14 protein-coding genes are annotated in these 14,988 nt (G+C 69.2%); 5 read left to right on the top strand and 9 right to left on the bottom strand.

Annotation, left to right across the window (positions count from 1 at the left end; genetic code table 11):
* Positions 1-22 precede the first annotated feature (22 nt).
* The 3 genes from WFM69_RS02745 (at position 23) to WFM69_RS02735 (ending at position 3,792) form a co-directional block, all read left to right on the top strand.
* The gene (locus WFM69_RS02745; RefSeq protein ID WP_337001403.1) at positions 23-1,309 is read left to right on the top strand and encodes a glycoside hydrolase 5 family protein; all 1,287 of its coding nucleotides are present in this window, start codon (positions 23-25) and stop codon (positions 1,307-1,309) included.
* Positions 1,310-1,487: 178 nt separating this feature from the next.
* On the top strand, positions 1,488-3,392 hold the full coding sequence (locus tag WFM69_RS02740; protein ID WP_337001401.1) for a heavy metal translocating P-type ATPase: 1,905 nt from the start codon (positions 1,488-1,490) through the stop codon (positions 3,390-3,392).
* Positions 3,393-3,513: 121 nt separating this feature from the next.
* Entirely contained in the window at positions 3,514-3,792 is a 279-nt protein-coding gene (locus WFM69_RS02735; RefSeq protein ID WP_337001399.1) for a hypothetical protein, read from the top strand.
* A gap of 49 nt (positions 3,793-3,841) precedes the next feature.
* Here the strand turns inward: WFM69_RS02735 and WFM69_RS02730 are convergent, their stop codons facing one another.
* The 5 genes from WFM69_RS02730 to WFM69_RS02710 all read right to left on the bottom strand — a co-directional run bounded on the left by WFM69_RS02730 (position 3,842) and on the right by WFM69_RS02710 (position 8,417).
* On the bottom strand, positions 3,842-4,255 hold the full coding sequence (locus tag WFM69_RS02730; protein WP_337001397.1) for a heat shock protein transcriptional repressor HspR: 414 nt from the start codon (positions 4,253-4,255) through the stop codon (positions 3,842-3,844).
* 117 nt (positions 4,256-4,372) lie between these two features.
* Entirely contained in the window at positions 4,373-5,356 is a 984-nt protein-coding gene (locus WFM69_RS02725; protein WP_337001395.1) for a DnaJ C-terminal domain-containing protein, read from the bottom strand.
* A gap of 7 nt (positions 5,357-5,363) precedes the next feature.
* On the bottom strand, positions 5,364-6,020 hold the full coding sequence (locus WFM69_RS02720; protein WP_337001393.1) for a nucleotide exchange factor GrpE: 657 nt from the start codon (positions 6,018-6,020) through the stop codon (positions 5,364-5,366).
* A 2-nt stretch (positions 6,021-6,022) separates the two neighbouring features.
* A complete protein-coding gene (dnaK, locus tag WFM69_RS02715) occupies positions 6,023-7,888 on the bottom strand; it encodes a molecular chaperone DnaK (RefSeq protein WP_337001391.1) in 1,866 nt (621 codons plus the stop codon).
* 127 nt (positions 7,889-8,015) lie between these two features.
* Complete coding sequence (locus WFM69_RS02710; RefSeq protein ID WP_337001389.1) at positions 8,016-8,417, bottom strand: hypothetical protein; 402 nt, start codon at positions 8,415-8,417, stop codon at positions 8,016-8,018.
* A gap of 111 nt (positions 8,418-8,528) precedes the next feature.
* Here WFM69_RS02710 and WFM69_RS02705 point away from each other — a divergent pair, with 111 nt between their 5' ends.
* Positions 8,529-9,467: an NAD(P)/FAD-dependent oxidoreductase gene (locus WFM69_RS02705; protein ID WP_337001387.1), complete on the top strand. Its 939-nt coding sequence runs from the start codon at positions 8,529-8,531 to the stop codon at positions 9,465-9,467.
* A 10-nt stretch (positions 9,468-9,477) separates the two neighbouring features.
* Here WFM69_RS02705 and WFM69_RS02700 read toward each other — a convergent pair whose 3' ends face one another.
* Positions 9,478-9,939, bottom strand: coding sequence for a DUF3817 domain-containing protein (locus WFM69_RS02700; protein ID WP_337001385.1), 462 nt, complete (start codon positions 9,937-9,939; stop codon positions 9,478-9,480).
* Between the two features lie 153 nt (positions 9,940-10,092).
* Between WFM69_RS02700 and WFM69_RS02695 the strand changes: the two genes are divergently transcribed.
* Complete coding sequence (locus WFM69_RS02695) at positions 10,093-11,007, top strand: AraC family transcriptional regulator (RefSeq protein WP_337001384.1); 915 nt, start codon at positions 10,093-10,095, stop codon at positions 11,005-11,007.
* 12 nt (positions 11,008-11,019) lie between these two features.
* Here WFM69_RS02695 and WFM69_RS02690 read toward each other — a convergent pair whose 3' ends face one another.
* The 3 genes from WFM69_RS02690 to WFM69_RS02680 form a co-directional block, all read right to left on the bottom strand.
* Positions 11,020-12,216: an MFS transporter gene (locus WFM69_RS02690; RefSeq protein ID WP_337001382.1), complete on the bottom strand. Its 1,197-nt coding sequence runs from the start codon at positions 12,214-12,216 to the stop codon at positions 11,020-11,022.
* A gap of 159 nt (positions 12,217-12,375) precedes the next feature.
* Positions 12,376-13,329 carry an agmatinase gene (speB, locus tag WFM69_RS02685; RefSeq protein WP_337001380.1) on the bottom strand — a complete coding sequence of 318 codons (954 nt, stop codon included), beginning with the start codon at positions 13,327-13,329 and terminating at the stop codon, positions 12,376-12,378.
* Positions 13,330-13,362: 33 nt separating this feature from the next.
* Positions 13,363-14,982 carry a thiamine pyrophosphate-binding protein gene (locus tag WFM69_RS02680; protein ID WP_337001378.1) on the bottom strand — a complete coding sequence of 540 codons (1,620 nt, stop codon included), beginning with the start codon at positions 14,980-14,982 and terminating at the stop codon, positions 13,363-13,365.
* Positions 14,983-14,988: the final 6 nt, after the last annotated feature.

The following is a 14,988-nucleotide window of genomic DNA, read 5'->3' as shown; positions in this document are numbered from 1 at the left end:
ACCGATCCTGGAAAGGACAGCGATGACCTCCCCCACCACCCCGCTCCGCTTCGGCGCCAACTACACCCCGCGCTCGCAGTGGATGCACTCGTGGATGTCGCTCGACCTCGACGAGGTGCGACGTGATTTCGCTGCCCTCGCCGACCTCGGCCTCGATCACCTGCGGATCTTCCCGCTGTGGACCGTGCTCCAGCCCAACCGCACCCTGATCCGTGCCGAGGCGGTCGACGATGTACGCGCGGTGGTCGATGTGGCCGCCGAGTTCGGTCTCGACGCCAGCGTCGATGTCATCCAGGGGCACCTGTCGAGCTTCGACTTCATCCCGTCGTGGCTGTTCACGTGGCACGACAAGAACATGTTCACCCACCCCGACGCGCTGAGCGGGCAGGCCGAGCTGGTCACCCGTCTCGGCGAACGGCTCGGCGATGCGAAGAACTTCCTCGGTTTCACTCTCGGAAACGAGACCAACCAGTTCTCGGCGCAGACCCACCCGTCGCCGTGGCCGGTCACCGAGGCCGAGGCGGCGAACTGGATCACCGTGCTGCTGGATGCCGCGCACGCCTCCGCTCCTGCACAGCAGCACGTGCACAGCGAGTACGACGCCGCCTGGTACATGGACGGCCACGGGTTCACTCCCGCGCTCGCCTCGCGTCTGGGCGACCTCACGACCGTGCACTCGTGGATCTTCAACGGCACGGCTCAGAAGTACGGCGGCCGATCGGTGGCATCAGATCGGCATGCCGAGTACATGATCGAGCTGGCCAGGGCGTTCGCGACCGATCCCGCCCGCGCCATCTGGCTGCAGGAGGTCGGTGCGCCCTCGAATTGCCTGACCCCGGAGCAGACGCCCGACTTCCTGGAGGCCACGCTGCGCTCGGTCGTGCGCACCGACAACCTGTGGGGCGTCACCTGGTGGTGCTCGCATGACGTGAGCCGCGACCTGGCGGACTTCCCCGAGCTGGAGTACACCCTCGGCCTGGTCGATCAGACCGGCACGGCCAAGCCCATCGGCCGCCGCTTCGCCGAGTTGATCCCCGAGCTGCGGGAGCGTCGGCCGAGTCCGGCGCGGACGCTGGGGATCGTGGTCGAGGTCGACGAGGACGAGACCCCGGTCAGCCGTGGTGCGATGAGCCCGGGTGGCACGATCTTCCAGGCCTGGGTCGACGCCTGCGAGGCCGGCGCGGATCCGGCGTTCGTGACGTCGGTCGACGCGGAGAAGCCGGAGATCCTTGCGGCACGCGGCATCACCGAGCTGGTGCGCCCCGTCGTCGAGCGCACCGAGTACGCCTCGCGCAACACGGTGGTCTGAGCCTGTGGAGGCGCGACCTCATCACCGCGCCTCCACAGCCCGGAGTGGTCGATGGACTCGACAAAGAGGTGGCGAACCTGGCCGCGAGGTTCTGGCGCGCGCAGTGATCTCGACCGTGCTCTGACCCTCCGATGGACGCGGCCTGGCGGAGAGGCCGCGTTTTCGCCAGGGTGGAGCCATGCGCTCCCTCAGACTGCTCTGGCGGTATCCCGTGATCACCCTCACGGTCGTGGTCTTCGCGACAGTCGGTGTGCTGCACCTTCTGGACGCCGACACCGCCGCTCGGTGGCTGGCCAGCATCTACGTCGCCGGCGTGGTCGTCTGGTCTCTGATCGGGATGATCAAGGACGTGCTCCGCGGTCACGTCGGGCTCGACATCCTCGCCGTGGTGGCCATGGTCGCGACGCTCGCGGTCGGCGAGTACATCGCCGCGCTCATCGTCGTGCTGATGCTGTCGGGCGGCGAGGCGCTCGAGGACTTCGCCGGGCGTCGCGCCAAGCGCGATCTCTCGGCGCTGCTCGACCGTTCGCCGCGCACGGCGCACGTGTTGACCCATCCCGAGGCGGCGGATTCCGATGAGGCGCACGACGTGCCCGTCGACGATGTCCGCGTGGGCGATGTGTTCCTCGTGCGTCCCTCGGAGATCATCCCGGTGGACGCGGTGCTCCTCAGCGCGAGCGCGTCGTTCGACGAGTCCTCGCTGACCGGCGAGAGCATGCCGGTCACGCGGGACACCGGCGACGAGGTGCTGTCCGGGGCGATCAACGGCAGCCACGCGATCCGCATGCGGGCCGTGCGCACCGGAGCTGACAGCCAGTACCAGCAGATCGTGGCCCTCGTCCACGGCGCCGAGGCATCGCACGCCCCGGTCGTGCGGCTGGCCGATCGCTTCGCCATCCCGTTCACCGCCGTCTCACTCGTGCTCGCGGGCGCCGCCTGGGCCTTCTCCGGCGACTCCACCCGGTTCGCCGAGGTGCTCGTGCTGGCGACCCCGTGCCCGCTCCTCATCGCCGCGCCCGTCGCCTTCCTCGGAGGCCTCTCGCGTGCCGCCAAATCGGGCGTGATCATGAAGAGCGGCGCGGTGATCGAGCAGATCTCGCGCGTGCGCGCTGCCGCGTTCGACAAGACGGGCACCCTGACCCAGGGACGCCCGCAGCTCGTGGAAGTGCGGCCGGCACCGGGCTTCGACGCGGACGAGATCCTTCAGCTCGCCGCCTCGGCCGAGCAGTACTCCTCGCACGTGCTCGCCTCGGGCATCCGTCGCGCGGCGGAGGAACGCGGGCTCGTGCTGTTCGGCGCCGCGGATGCGAGCGAGACCGCGACGAACGGGGTATCGGCCACGATAGACGGGCGCACGGTCGTCGTCGGCAAGCCCGCGTATGTCGCGTCGATCGCTCCCGACACCGTCCGGGCCACGCTCGATGCCGGGGAGGCCGCCGCCTATGTCGCCGTCGGTGACCGGTTCGCCGGCGTGCTGGTGCTGGCCGACGCCGTGCGCCCTGAGGCCGCGGCGGTCGTGTCGTGGCTGCGGCAGAACGACGTTGAGCGGATCGCGATCCTGACCGGCGACGTGCAGTCGACCGCCGAGGCCGTGGGGCACCGCCTCGGGATCGACGAGATCCACGCCGAACTGCTCCCGCCGGAGAAGGTGCGCCTGGCGTCCGAACTGCAGCCGCGGCCGGTCATGATGGTCGGCGACGGTGTCAACGACGCCCCTGTGCTGGCCGCCGCGGACATCGGCGTGGCCATGGGCGCGAAGGGGGCGACGGCCGCGGGCGATGCTGCCGACGTCGTGATCCTCGTCGACTCGCTGGCGAAGGTCGTGGACGCCATGACGATCGGGCGCCACACGCTCCGGGTGGCCCTCACGGCGATCTGGATCGGCATCGGGCTGAGCGTCGGCCTCATGCTCGTCGCGATGACCGGCCTCATCCCCGCCGTGGTGGGCGCGCTCGTGCAGGAGCTCGTCGACCTGGCGACGATCCTCTACGCACTCCGGGCCCTCGGCGGTCCACCGACCGAGCTCGACACCGCCTCGCAGAAACCGGTGCTCGACGAGCCTGCGCGCGACCTCGCCTCCTGACGCATCGGTCCTGACTGCACAGGAAGCCGCCCGCGATGCGTTGTCCGCAATAGCCGTGATGACGGCTCTCCGTCAGCGGAATACCGTGACAACCTTGCCTCTCCGAATTCACACTGGAGGCATGCACTTGAACGATCCGCAGGTATGGACACTGATCGGCGTCTTTACCGCCGCGATCCTCGGCGGCATGACGCTCATGACCACGCAGCTCAGCCGCATCGTCCGCGCCGAGGTCGACCGCATCGACGGCACGCTGTCCGCACGGATCGACCGCATCGACGGCACGCTCTCCGCACGGATCGACGGGATCGATGCCCGCCTCGGACGCATCGAGACGAAGGTCGACGACCTCGACAAGGAGATCACGAACCTCGCGGTGCGGTTCTGGCGCTCGCAGTAACCTTCCCCGCACCGGCTTTCCTGCCGGCGGGGCTCGCGCCGTCAGGTTCTCAGGCGGTCCCGCGCGGGTCCCAGAGCACGACTTCGGTCGAGCGTCGCAGGCGGCGTCCGGTCGGCATCGGGACGACACCCGCCGAACCCGCGGCGAACACGCGCACGCCGGGGCGGTTCTCGCGTTCGGCGCGCAGCGCCCCCTCGAGCACGGCGATCCGGCTCCGCAGCATCCTGTTGTCGTCTTCCAGGTCGAGCAGACGGGCGATCGCGGGAAGGCTCACGCCCTCCGACGACAGCTGTGCCACCTCGCGCAGCTGTTCGATGTTGCGGGTGGAGTAGCGACGCGAACCGCCCGACGTGCGTCCGGGCACCACCAGTCCGATGCGGTCGTACTGCCGCAGGGTCTGCGGGTGGAGACCGGAGAGCTCGGCGGCCGCGGCGATCGCGAACACCGGAGTGTCAGCGTTCATCACGTGATCCTCTCTCCTCCCCTGCTTTGCACACAGGCAGAAGCGCCGGATCAGGCGCGTTCTTCTCGGAACGACCTGATCCGGCGCGAATGCCTGCGTCGGCGAAGGGACGACGGGTCATCGCCGCGCCTTCGCCATGAGCTCGGCCCGAGGGTTCTCCTCCGGCTCCAGCTCCTGGAACTTCTGCAGCGCCTCGCGAGCGGCCTCGTCGAGGTGCGTCGGCACCGCAACCTGGAGCTCGGCGAGCAGGTCACCCGTGCCCTTCGAGCTCGCGACACCGCGTCCCTTGACGCGCAGCACCCGCCCGGAGGGGGTGCCAGGCGCGACGCGGAGTTTGACCACATCACCACCGAGAGTCGGAACCTCGATGGTCGCGCCCAGCGTCGCCTCGGTGAACGTCACCGGGACCACGACGCGCAGGTTGAGACCGTCACGGGTGAAGACCGGGTGCGGGCGCACCGTGATCTGCACCACGATGTCACCGGCTTCGCCACCGTCGGGCGACGGACGACCACGACCGCGCAGACGGATCTTCTGCCCGTCGGCGACACCCGCGGGGATCTTCACCTTGAACGGCTTGCCGTCTTCGCCCTGCAGCGAGATGGTCTCACCCTGCACGGCCGTGGTGAAGTCGATCGTGGTGCGCGCCGTGACGTCGGCACCCCGCTGCGGACCGCCGAAGCCGCGGTACCCGCCGCTCGGCTGCCCGAAGCGACCGCCACCGAAGCTCGACCCCTGACCCTGGTTGAACATCGCGAAGATGTCCTCGAAGTCCGCAGTCTGCCCGCGACCCTGCTGGCCGAAGCGGCTGAACACGTCTTCGAAACCGCCGGCACCGGCACCGCTCGCGGTGAAGCGAGCGCCCGATCCCATGGCGCGGATCTCGTCGTACTCCTTGCGCTGTTCCGCATCGGAGAGCACCGAGTAGGCCTCGCTGATCTCCTTGAACTTCGCCTCGGCTTTGGCGTCACCCTGATTGGAGTCGGGGTGATACTTGCGCGCGAGCTTGCGATACGTCTTCTTCAGCTCCGCATCGCTGACGTCCTTGGAGACCCCGAGGGTCTTGTAGAAGTCCTTGTCGAACCAATCCTGGCTGGCCATCGATCACCTACTCTGCGGGTACGGCGACGACGACCTTCGCGGGACGGAGCTCGACGTCTCCGAGGCGGTAGCCCACCTCGACGACCTCGAGGATCGTGGTCTTCTCGGCACCGGGGGTCGGCTGCTGGAAGATGGCCTCGTGGCGCTGCGGGTCGAATTCCTCGCCCTTCTCGCCGTACGCGACCACCCCGAGACGCTCCACCACCGCGCGCACCTTCTCGGCGATCACAGCGAAGGGCGTGCCCTCCACCAGGTCGCCGTGCTGAGCGGCACGGTCGAGGTCGTCGAGCACGGGGACCAGGCCTTTGGCGGCCTCGCCCTTCGCCCGCTCGATCTCGACCTGGCGCTGCTCTTCCGTGCGACGACGGTAGTTGGCGTACTCGGCCTGAAGACGCTTGAGGTCGTTCAGCAGGGTGGACTCGAGGTCGGCGAGTACGGCGTCTTCCGCCGCGGCCTCGCCGGTCTGGGTCGCACCGAGGATGTCGTCGACCGTGAGGTCGTCGGGAGCGCCGTCTGCCGGGGTCTCGTCCGAGCCCTCCGCGGCCTGCGCATCACGGGAGTCCTGGTGGTGCGGCGCGGGGCCGGATGCCTGAGCATCCGACCCCTCGCTGCGACCTTCGGCGGACTCAGGATTCTGGTTCTCGTCGAAGTTCTTGTCGGTCATGGTTACTTCTTCTCGTCCTCGTCGTCGACGACCTCGGCGTCGATGACGTCCTCGTCGGAGGAGGGAGCGTCACCGGCCGGGGCCTCGCCGTCAGCCGAAGCGCCGGCAGCGGCATCCGCCTGCGAGGAGGCGTAGATGGCCTCACCGAGCTTGGACTGCGACTGGTTGAGCTTGTCGAACGCGGTCTTCACGGCCTCGTCGTCTTCGCCGGCCAGAGCCGTCTTGAGCGCGTCGACGTCGGCCTTGACCTCGGTCTTCACGTCTTCGGGCAGCTTGTCGTCGTTCTCGGAGATCAGCTTGTCGATCGAGTACGCGAGCGTCTCGGCCTGGTTGCGGACCTCGGCGGCCTCGCGACGGGCCTTGTCCTCGGCGGCGTGCTCCTCGGCCTCGCGCACCATGCGCTCGATGTCCTCCTTCGACAGCGACGAGCCGCCGGAGATGACGATCGACTTCTCGGTGCCGGTGCCCTTGTCCTTGGCGGAGACGTGCACGATGCCGTTGGCGTCGATGTCGAACGTGACCTCGATCTGCGGGATGCCACGGGGAGCCGGAGCGATACCGGTCAGCTCGAAGGTGCCGAGCGGCTTGTTGTCGCGCGTGAAGTCGCGCTCGCCCTGGAAGACCTGGATCGCGACGGACGGCTGGTTGTCGTCTGCCGTGGTGAAGGTCTCGCTGCGCTTGGTCGGGATGGCCGTGTTGCGCTCGATGAGCTTGGTCATCATGCCGCCCTTGGTCTCGATGCCGAGGCTCAGCGGGGTCACGTCGATGAGCAGGACGTCCTTGCGCTCGCCCTTGAGGACACCGGCCTGGAGAGCGGCGCCGACGGCGACGACCTCATCCGGGTTGACGCCCTTGTTCGCGTCCTTGCCGGTCTCGCGCTTGACGAGCTCGGCGACGGCGGGCATACGCGTCGATCCACCGACGAGCACGATGTGGTCGATCTCGGACACCTTGATGCCGGCCTCGCGGATGACATCCTCGAACGGCTTCTTGGTGCGGTCGAGCAGGTCCTTGGTGAGGTCCTCGAACTTCGCACGGGTGATGGTCTCGGACAGCGACACCGGACCGGACTCGGTCAGCGACAGGTACGGCAGGTTGATGCTGGTCGAGGTCGAGGAGGAGAGCTCCTTCTTCGCCTGCTCCGCAGCCTCCTTGAGACGCTGCAGCGCGATCTTGTCGCTGGAGACGTCGACGCCCGTGGTCTCCTTGAACTGCTTGATCAGGTAGTCGACGAGACGCTGGTCCCAGTCGTCTCCACCGAGGCGGTTGTCACCGGCGGTCGAGCGCACCTGGATCGTGGAGAAGTCGTCGTCCTTGCCCACCTCGAGCAGGGAGACGTCGAACGTTCCGCCACCGAGGTCGAAGACCAGGATGAGCTCGTCTTCCTTGCCCTTGTCGAGGCCGTAGGCCAGGGCGGCCGCAGTCGGCTCGTTGATGATGCGCAGGACATTGAGACCAGAGATCTCGCCGGCCTCCTTGGTGGCCTGACGCTCGGCGTCGTTGAAGTACGCGGGGACCGTGATGACCGCGTCGGTCACCGTGTCGCCCAGGTACGCCTCGGCGTCGCGCTTGAGCTTCATGAGGATGCGCGCGGAGATCTCCTGCGGCGTCCACTTCTTGCCGTCGACGTCGAAGCTCCAGTCGGTGCCCATGTGGCGCTTGACGGAAGCGATCGTCCGGTCGACGTTGGTGACGGCCTGGCGCTTCGCGGTCTCACCGACGAGCACCTCCCCGTCCTTGGTGAAGGCCACGACCGAGGGGGTCGTGCGGAAGCCCTCGGCGTTGGCGATGACCTTGGGCTCGCCACCCTCGAGGACGCTGACGACGGAGTTGGTGGTTCCGAGGTCGATACCGACAGCACGTGCCATGTGTTCTCTCCTTTGTTGGAAGTTGTTGTGGTTCGGAAATCTGCGGCGATCAGGGAAACCTGAGTCGCGATGGCTCAAGTGTACCCACGGGTTGCGGAGGAGTCAAATGAACTTGATATGAGTTGGCTCAACTTTGAGACTCCGCAGTATTGAGCAGACGGCGGGCCGCGCCACGGGCGAGCATCAGCACGACGATCAGCAGCGTCACGAGGAAGAATCCGCCGAGTTTCACGGCATCGCCGAACACCAGCGCCACCAGTTCCAGAACGACGAACTTGCTGCCGGGCATGATGAGCACCAGCATCACGACGCCGACGGCTCGGCGCACGACTCCGGCATCAGACCGGATGCGGGCGAGCGCCTGCTTCTTCGCCCACGCCACGGCCTCGAGCACGATCTTCAGAAGCACCGCCGTCAACAGTGACAGCAAGAAGGTCTCGGAGATGACTGCGGGGAACAGTTGCGTGAACGTGCCGAGCACGATCAGGTACATCAGTATGTCGACCAGGTCGATCGCACGGAGGCGCATGGGGGGAGTCTAGGGTCCAGCCCCCACCTCGCCCGGACGCGCGACCTCGCCCGACGAGACGATGGCAGGATGGAAGTAAGGGTACCCTTAGTAAGACGAGAGGCGAATGGGATGCGCGTGACGGCGAGCGACGACGACTACGACGTGCTGGTCATCGGCGGCGGCCCCGCCGGACTCTCTGCCGCCCTCAACCTCGGTCGCGCACTGGCCCGCGTTCTCGTGATCGACGCCGATCGTCCCCGCAATGCGGCAACACTGCGATCGCACGGCTTCCTCACGCGGGATGGCATCCCTCCCCAGGAGCTGCGGCGCCTGGCCCGCGACGAGCTCGCCTCCTACCCGAACATCGAGGTGCGCTCGCGCACCCGCGTCTTCGCGCTCCGCACCGAGGGCGGCCACTTCATCGCCGACATCGGGCGTCGCGAACCCGAGACGACGACGACGGCCCGCGCGGTGCTGTTGGCGACCGGCCTGCGCGAGACCCTCCCCGAGGTGCCGAATCTGCGCGGCTTCTACGGCACCAGCCTGTTCAGCTGTGCGGCCTGCGATGCCTGGGAGCTGCGGGGACGCCGCCTCGCCCTCATCGGCGAGACCGCCGACCTCGCCGACCGCGCGCGACTCATCGGCCGCTGGACCGAGACGCTCACGGTCTTCACGAACGGCACTGACGCGGTCACGGCTGCGGAGGAAGCAGAGCTCGCCGCAGCCGGGATCGCCGTCACGCGCAGCCCCATCGTCGAGCTCGTGGGCGATCGGGGTCGCATCGAAGCCGTCCGACTCTCCGACGGCGAGACGGTCGAGATCGACGGCGGCTTCGTGCGTCCGGAGTGGGAGAGCACGCTCTCCTTCCTCGACGGCATCGCTCCCGCACGCGACGACAGCGGACTTCTGCGGACCGATCGCTCCGGTCGCACCGATGTGCCGGGGCTCTACGCCGCCGGCGACGCTGCCGCGCCCGGGCCGCAACAGCTCATCGTCGCGGCCGGAGCGGGGGCGCGTGTCGCCACGGTCATCGTGCACGACTCCATCGGCGTCGCCACCGCGCACTGACCGCGCGACGTCACTTGCCGCCGGGAGGACCCACCAGCAGCAGGATGACGTACAGCGCGACGATGCCGACCGCGAGGAGCACGGCGAGCACCCACGGCCGCTGCAGGAACGAGCGCATCAGCCGGTCGTACCAGCGGCGGTCGCGCGGGTCATCCGTCGCCTCGAGCCGCCACGCACCGTCGAGGCGACCCGTGCGGTGCAGCCAGATCTCGGTCGGGATCGTGGCGTAGGGGACCACGGCGCTGGCGACGGCGAGCACGCCGACCCCGACGTGCCAACGCTGGTTCAGCGCGACCAGGATCGCCGTCGCCGCGTAGGCGAGGAACACGAACCCGTGGATGCCTCCCCCGACGGTGACCACGACCCCCGGGGCGCCGACGGCGCGGGCGATGATCGCGGCGATCAGGATCGTCCAGGTGATCGCCTCCGCGATCGCGAGAACTCGGAACAGGCGGTCGGGGGTGCGAAACACGGGACTCCTCGGGTGGGGGTCCTTCCACCGTATCCGGACCGCCATCGCCGTCGAATCAACCGAATGGTTGAGACCCCGGGCGCCGCGACACGTTTCGCCCGGGGAACAGCTCGATCGCGGAATAGCGGGGCGCGCGTCGGCGTTGCCGAAGGCATGGTGACAGTGGACGCGGACGCGATCTCGCAGGTGCTCGGCACCGTGGACCTGCGCGTCGGCATCGGCCGTCGCTCCTTCGTGGCCGCGGGCGCCATCCTGCCGATCCCCACCGACGCCATCACCCTCGTCTACATCGTCGAGGGCCGCGTGCACGGGCATCCGCCGCTCGGCGACGGCCTCCGGCTCGACGTCGACCCCGCCGCACACCGCGGCCCGGCCGAACCGAAGCAGCTCGACCGTCTCGTCGCAGGCGACGCGTTCCTCACCCTGGGCGCCTCGCCGTTCGCACTCGTGGCCGACGACGACACCAGCCTGATGATCGCCGACATCCAGCTCGCGGATGCCGCGTCGCCACTGCCGGCGCTGCTTCCCCCGTTCCTCACCGTCACCGGTTTCGACGCGATCGAACCCGCCGCGGCCGCCCTCGCCCTGAACATGGGCGTGATCGACCACACGGTCATGCCCGCACGTCAGGGCGACCCGGTGATCTGCCGCCTGATGGCGACCACCGTGCTGCTGTCGGTCATCCGCGCCTGGGCGGCGAACGGCTGCGCCCCCACCGGGTGGCCGTCGCTGTCGAACGATCCGTTCCTCGACCGCGTCGTCGACGCCATCCACGAGGAGCCCGGTCGCGACTGGACCGTCGAACGCCTCGCCGGCATCGGCGCCATGAGCCGCTCGACCTTCGCCGAGCGGTTCCGCAGCGCCGTCGGCCGCTCCCCCGCCGACTACGTCACCGAGGTGCGCGTGGCTGCGGCGAAGCGGATGCTCGACGCCGGACGCAGCGTGTCGGAGGTCTCGCGCGAGCTGGGCTACGCCTCGGACGAGGGGTTCAGCCGGGCGTTCCGACGCCGCACCGGCCTCACCCCGTCGTCGTGGCGACTGGCGAACCGCACGCCGATCTCCGCCTGACGGGCGCCGCGTTCAGGCCCGGCTGCTGACCCGGTTCGACGCACCGAACAGCACGGCACCGGCGAGCAGCGAGATCGCACCGATCACGTACACCAGCTCGACGTCCAGCGTGTCGACGAGAAGCCCGCCGATGCCGGCCGCAAGGGTGATCGCGCCCTGGAACCCGACGACGACGAGGCTGCCGCCGGCCTCCAGCCGATCCGGCATGCGGTGTCCGACCCATGTGTTCGCGACGATCAGCCAGGACGAGAAGAAGAAGCCCCACACCAGCACGACGATGCCCACGCCCACGATCGATCCGGAGAAGAGGATCATCGAGATCACGGACACGGCGATCACGAGCGGCGCGAACACGGCGAAGAACGCGAACGTGCGGTCGATCACCAGCCCGATCGTGATGTTGCCGAGCAGACCGCCGACGCCGAACAGGGCGAGCAGCACGACAATCGTCGACGCATCGACCTCGGGGATGCGCTCCAGCGCGAGGCGCACGTAGGTGTAGGCGAGGAAGTGTCCGAGCACCACGAGCACGTGCCCGACCATGCCGAGGCCGATGCCCGGACGGCGCAGCGTATCGACCAGCAGACGCAGGCTCGAGGCCCGCTCGGCCGGGACTGACGGCAGCGCGAACCGCAGCACGACGGCGAGGACGACCATGAATCCACCGGCGAGGGCGAAGACCATCCGCCAGTCGACGAGCTCCGCGAGCATCACGCCGAGAGGCACACCTGCGACAGTCGCCAGCGAGACGCCGGCCGAGGTGAACATGACTCCCCGCCCGAGGTTCTCGGGCCCCGCGAGTCGGGCCGCGACCGTGATCGACATCGCCCAGAACGCGCTGATCGCCGCGCCCAACAGGAACCGCGCCAGCAGCACGATGATCAGGTTCGGCGCGATCGCCACGATCACGTTCGACACCGCCGCGGCGAGCGCCATCCACACCAGCAGCGATCGCCGGTCGAGCCGCGGGAACACGAGCCCGACAGTCGGGGCGACGACGAGGCCGACCAGCGCGGTCACGGTCACGGTCTGTCCGGCCTGGCCGGGAGTGACTCCGAGCCCATCGGCCATCTCGGTGAGCACGCCGTTGGGCAGGAACTCGGCCGTGACCAGCAGGAAGCCCATCGTCATCAGGACGATCAGACCGCCGTAGCGGATGCGGGCGGCAGCAGGGGTCTGCACGGTGGGGACAGGCGCTGTGGTGGTCATGGTTCCACTCTCCCGGCATCGGCGCCCCATCGCCCGACCAGGCGTCCGGCGCATCCGACCGATCGTCCGGGCGCGCGTCGTGGCTTCGCAGAACGGCAGGAACTTCGCAGAGATGTCCGGGATTCCTGCGAAGTTCGCGCCGTTCTGCAAAGTTCGCGCCTAGTCGGTCGCGGCGAGCTGAGCGGCCAGCAGGGTCACGAGCTCGTACACCACGTGGCTGGCCGCGATGCCCGTCATCTGCGCGTGGTCATAGGCGGGCGACACCTCGACGACATCCGCCCCGACGATGTTCCGCGTCTTCAGAGCGCGCAGGATCCGCAGCAGCTCGCGGCTGGTGAGGCCACCGGCCTCGGGCGTGCCGGTGCCCGGGGCATGGGCCGGATCGAGCACGTCGATGTCGATCGAGACGTACAGCGGCTTGTCGCCGATGCGCTGCAGGATGCGGGCGATGCCGGCCTCGACCCCATGCTCCTCGATGTACTCGCTCGACACGATCGAGAAGCCCAGGCGCTCGTCGTCCTCCAGGTCCTGCTTCGAGTACAGGGGTCCGCGCGTGCCGACGTGGCAGCTCGCGGTGAGGTCGATCAGCCCCTCCTCGCTCGCACGGCGGAAGGGGGTGCCGTGGGTGATGGGTGCTCCGAAGTAGGTGTCCCACGTGTCGAGGTGCGCGTCGAAGTGCAGCACCGCGACCGGCCCGTGCTTCGCAGCCACCGCGCGCAGCAACGGCAGGGCCACGGTGTGGTCGCCGCCGATCGTGACGATGCGCTGCACCTGCTCGCCGAGGGCCAGCGCCGCACGCTCGACCTCGGTCACAGCCTCGCTCAGATCGAACGGGTTCACCGGAATGTCGCCGGCATCCACCACCTGCGCGATCTGGAACGGCGACACATCCTGCGCAGGGTTGTAGGGACGCAGCAGTCGCGACGACTCGCGCACGTGCGACGGACCGAACCGCGTGCCGGGCCGGTAGCTCACGCCCGAGTCGAAGGGGATGCCGACGACGGCGATGTCGGCGCGGGGTACGTCCTCGATGCGGGGCAGACGGGCGAAGGTGGCGATGCCGGAGTACCGCGGGTTCACGGAGGCGTCGACGGGGCCGATGTTGTCGGTCATGTTCGTTCCTGTTCGTCAGTGGGTCAGAGAGTCTCAGAGGGCGTGCTGCGGGATGTGCACGAGCTGCACTCCCCCGTCGGCGATCGCGGCACGGATGCTCGTGACGATGTCGTCGCGCGACGACACGCGTCGTCCGGTCGCACCGAACGCCGTGGCGAGGGCGGCCCAGTCGGGCTGCACCAGATCGACGCCGATGGGCGCCATGCCGCGGTCGACCTCGTTCTGGCGGATCTCGGCGTAGCCGCCGTTGTCGACGCACACGACCGTGACGTCGAGGTGCTGTTCCACCGCGGTCATCAGCTCGTTCACGCAGAACATGAGCGCGCCGTCGCCGATCACGGTCAGCACCGGATGCTCGGTCTGCGCGACCCTGGCGCCGATCGCGGCGGGCAGACCGTAGCCGAGGGTGGCGTAGGTGGGGGTGTAGAGCAGGGAGTGCGGATGCGCGGATCGCAGCACGCTGCCCAGTGCCATGTAGATGATCTGCGAGGAGTCGCCGGCCACGATCGCGTCGTCGGGGAGCGCTTCGGCGATGATCTCAGCCAGGGCCACCGTCTCGGGGGCGGTCTCGCGCATCTCGGCGTCGATCGCCGCGCGTTCCGCTGCGATATCGCGGGACTCGGAGCCGCCGTCCGGGAGCCCCGCGAGCAGGGCCGCGACGACCGCCGCCGCATCGCCCGTGATCCCGACCGTCGCGGTGAGGTTCTTGTCGCGCTGCGCCGGGGAGATGTCCACGCGGATCACGGCGCCGTGCGCGTCCAGCCGCGGCGCCCACAGCTCCGCCTCACCGAGCTTCGACCCCACCACGAGCAGCACGTCGGCGTCTTCCGCGACCGCACGGGCCGCGGCGAGACGCAGGTTCGAGCCGAGCGACAGCGGATGCCGCTCGTCGACCACGCCCTTGCCGTTCAGGGTGGTGAGCACGGGGGCACCGAGACGCTCGGCGAGCGCGGTCACCTCGTACGCGGCGTCCACCGCTCCGCCGCCCGCGACGATGACCGGGGTCTTCGCGGCGCGCAGCAGACGCGACGCCTCGGCGAGCGCACCCGCATCGCCGGAGACCCGGGCAGGGACCGGGCGCGGCCGCCGCGCCTCGGCAGGAACGTCGGCCGGTGCCTCGAGCACGTCGAGCGGGATCTCGATGTGCACGGGACGCGGACGACCGGTGCGGAACTGCGTGAACGCATCGTGCACGGCCTCGACCGCCTCCGCCGCGCTCGACACCCGGCGCGACCACTCGGCGATCGCCCCCACCATCGCGGTGGCATCCTTCGTCTCGTGCAGGGTGCCGACGTCGGCGAACTCGGCGCCGAGGGGCACGCCGGGCGAGAGCACGATGAGCGGCCGCGACTCGCAGAACGCCGTACCGATCGCGCTCATGGCGTTCTGCAGGCCGGGGCCCGAGGTCGTGATGACCACCCCGGGAAGACCCGTCTGCTGCGCCCAGCCGTCGGCGCCGTAGCCCGACCCCTGCTCGTGGCGGTTCGTCACGGCGCGGATGCCGAGGTCGGCGAGCGGCCGGTACAGCTCGAGGTTGTGCGTGCCGGGGATGCCGAAGATGGCCGTCACGCCGTAAGCGCGGATCGTCTCGAGCACGGCCCGCCCCGCGGTGTCGGCGTATGGTGCAGCGGTGTCGGCGGTGTCGGCGGTCATGGTCGC

Source organism: Microbacterium sp. LB12 (genome assembly GCF_037150835.1).
Taxonomy (GTDB): domain Bacteria; phylum Actinomycetota; class Actinomycetes; order Actinomycetales; family Microbacteriaceae; genus Microbacterium.
Note: the sequence above shows the minus strand (reverse complement) of the source record. Positions and strands in the feature narration are given on the sequence as shown.

Excerpts from the sequence above, each read along its gene's own strand:
- WFM69_RS02745 (WP_337001403.1), top strand. The coding sequence starts at position 23 with ATGACCTCCCCCACCACCCCGCTCCGCTTCGGCGCCAACTACACCCCG.
- WFM69_RS02740 (WP_337001401.1), top strand. The coding sequence starts at position 1,488 with ATGCGCTCCCTCAGACTGCTCTGGCGGTATCCCGTGATCACCCTCACG.
- WFM69_RS02735 (WP_337001399.1), top strand. The coding sequence starts at position 3,514 with ATGCACTTGAACGATCCGCAGGTATGGACACTGATCGGCGTCTTTACC.
- WFM69_RS02730 (WP_337001397.1), bottom strand. The coding sequence starts at position 4,255 with ATGAACGCTGACACTCCGGTGTTCGCGATCGCCGCGGCCGCCGAGCTC.
- WFM69_RS02725 (WP_337001395.1), bottom strand. The coding sequence starts at position 5,356 with ATGGCCAGCCAGGATTGGTTCGACAAGGACTTCTACAAGACCCTCGGG.
- WFM69_RS02720 (WP_337001393.1), bottom strand. The coding sequence starts at position 6,020 with ATGACCGACAAGAACTTCGACGAGAACCAGAATCCTGAGTCCGCCGAA.
- dnaK (WP_337001391.1), bottom strand. The coding sequence starts at position 7,888 with ATGGCACGTGCTGTCGGTATCGACCTCGGAACCACCAACTCCGTCGTC.
- WFM69_RS02710 (WP_337001389.1), bottom strand. The coding sequence starts at position 8,417 with ATGCGCCTCCGTGCGATCGACCTGGTCGACATACTGATGTACCTGATC.
- WFM69_RS02705 (WP_337001387.1), top strand. The coding sequence starts at position 8,529 with ATGCGCGTGACGGCGAGCGACGACGACTACGACGTGCTGGTCATCGGC.
- WFM69_RS02695 (WP_337001384.1), top strand. The coding sequence starts at position 10,093 with ATGGTGACAGTGGACGCGGACGCGATCTCGCAGGTGCTCGGCACCGTG.
- WFM69_RS02690 (WP_337001382.1), bottom strand. The coding sequence starts at position 12,216 with ATGACCACCACAGCGCCTGTCCCCACCGTGCAGACCCCTGCTGCCGCC.
- speB (WP_337001380.1), bottom strand. The coding sequence starts at position 13,329 with ATGACCGACAACATCGGCCCCGTCGACGCCTCCGTGAACCCGCGGTAC.
- WFM69_RS02680 (WP_337001378.1), bottom strand. The coding sequence starts at position 14,982 with ATGACCGCCGACACCGCCGACACCGCTGCACCATACGCCGACACCGCG.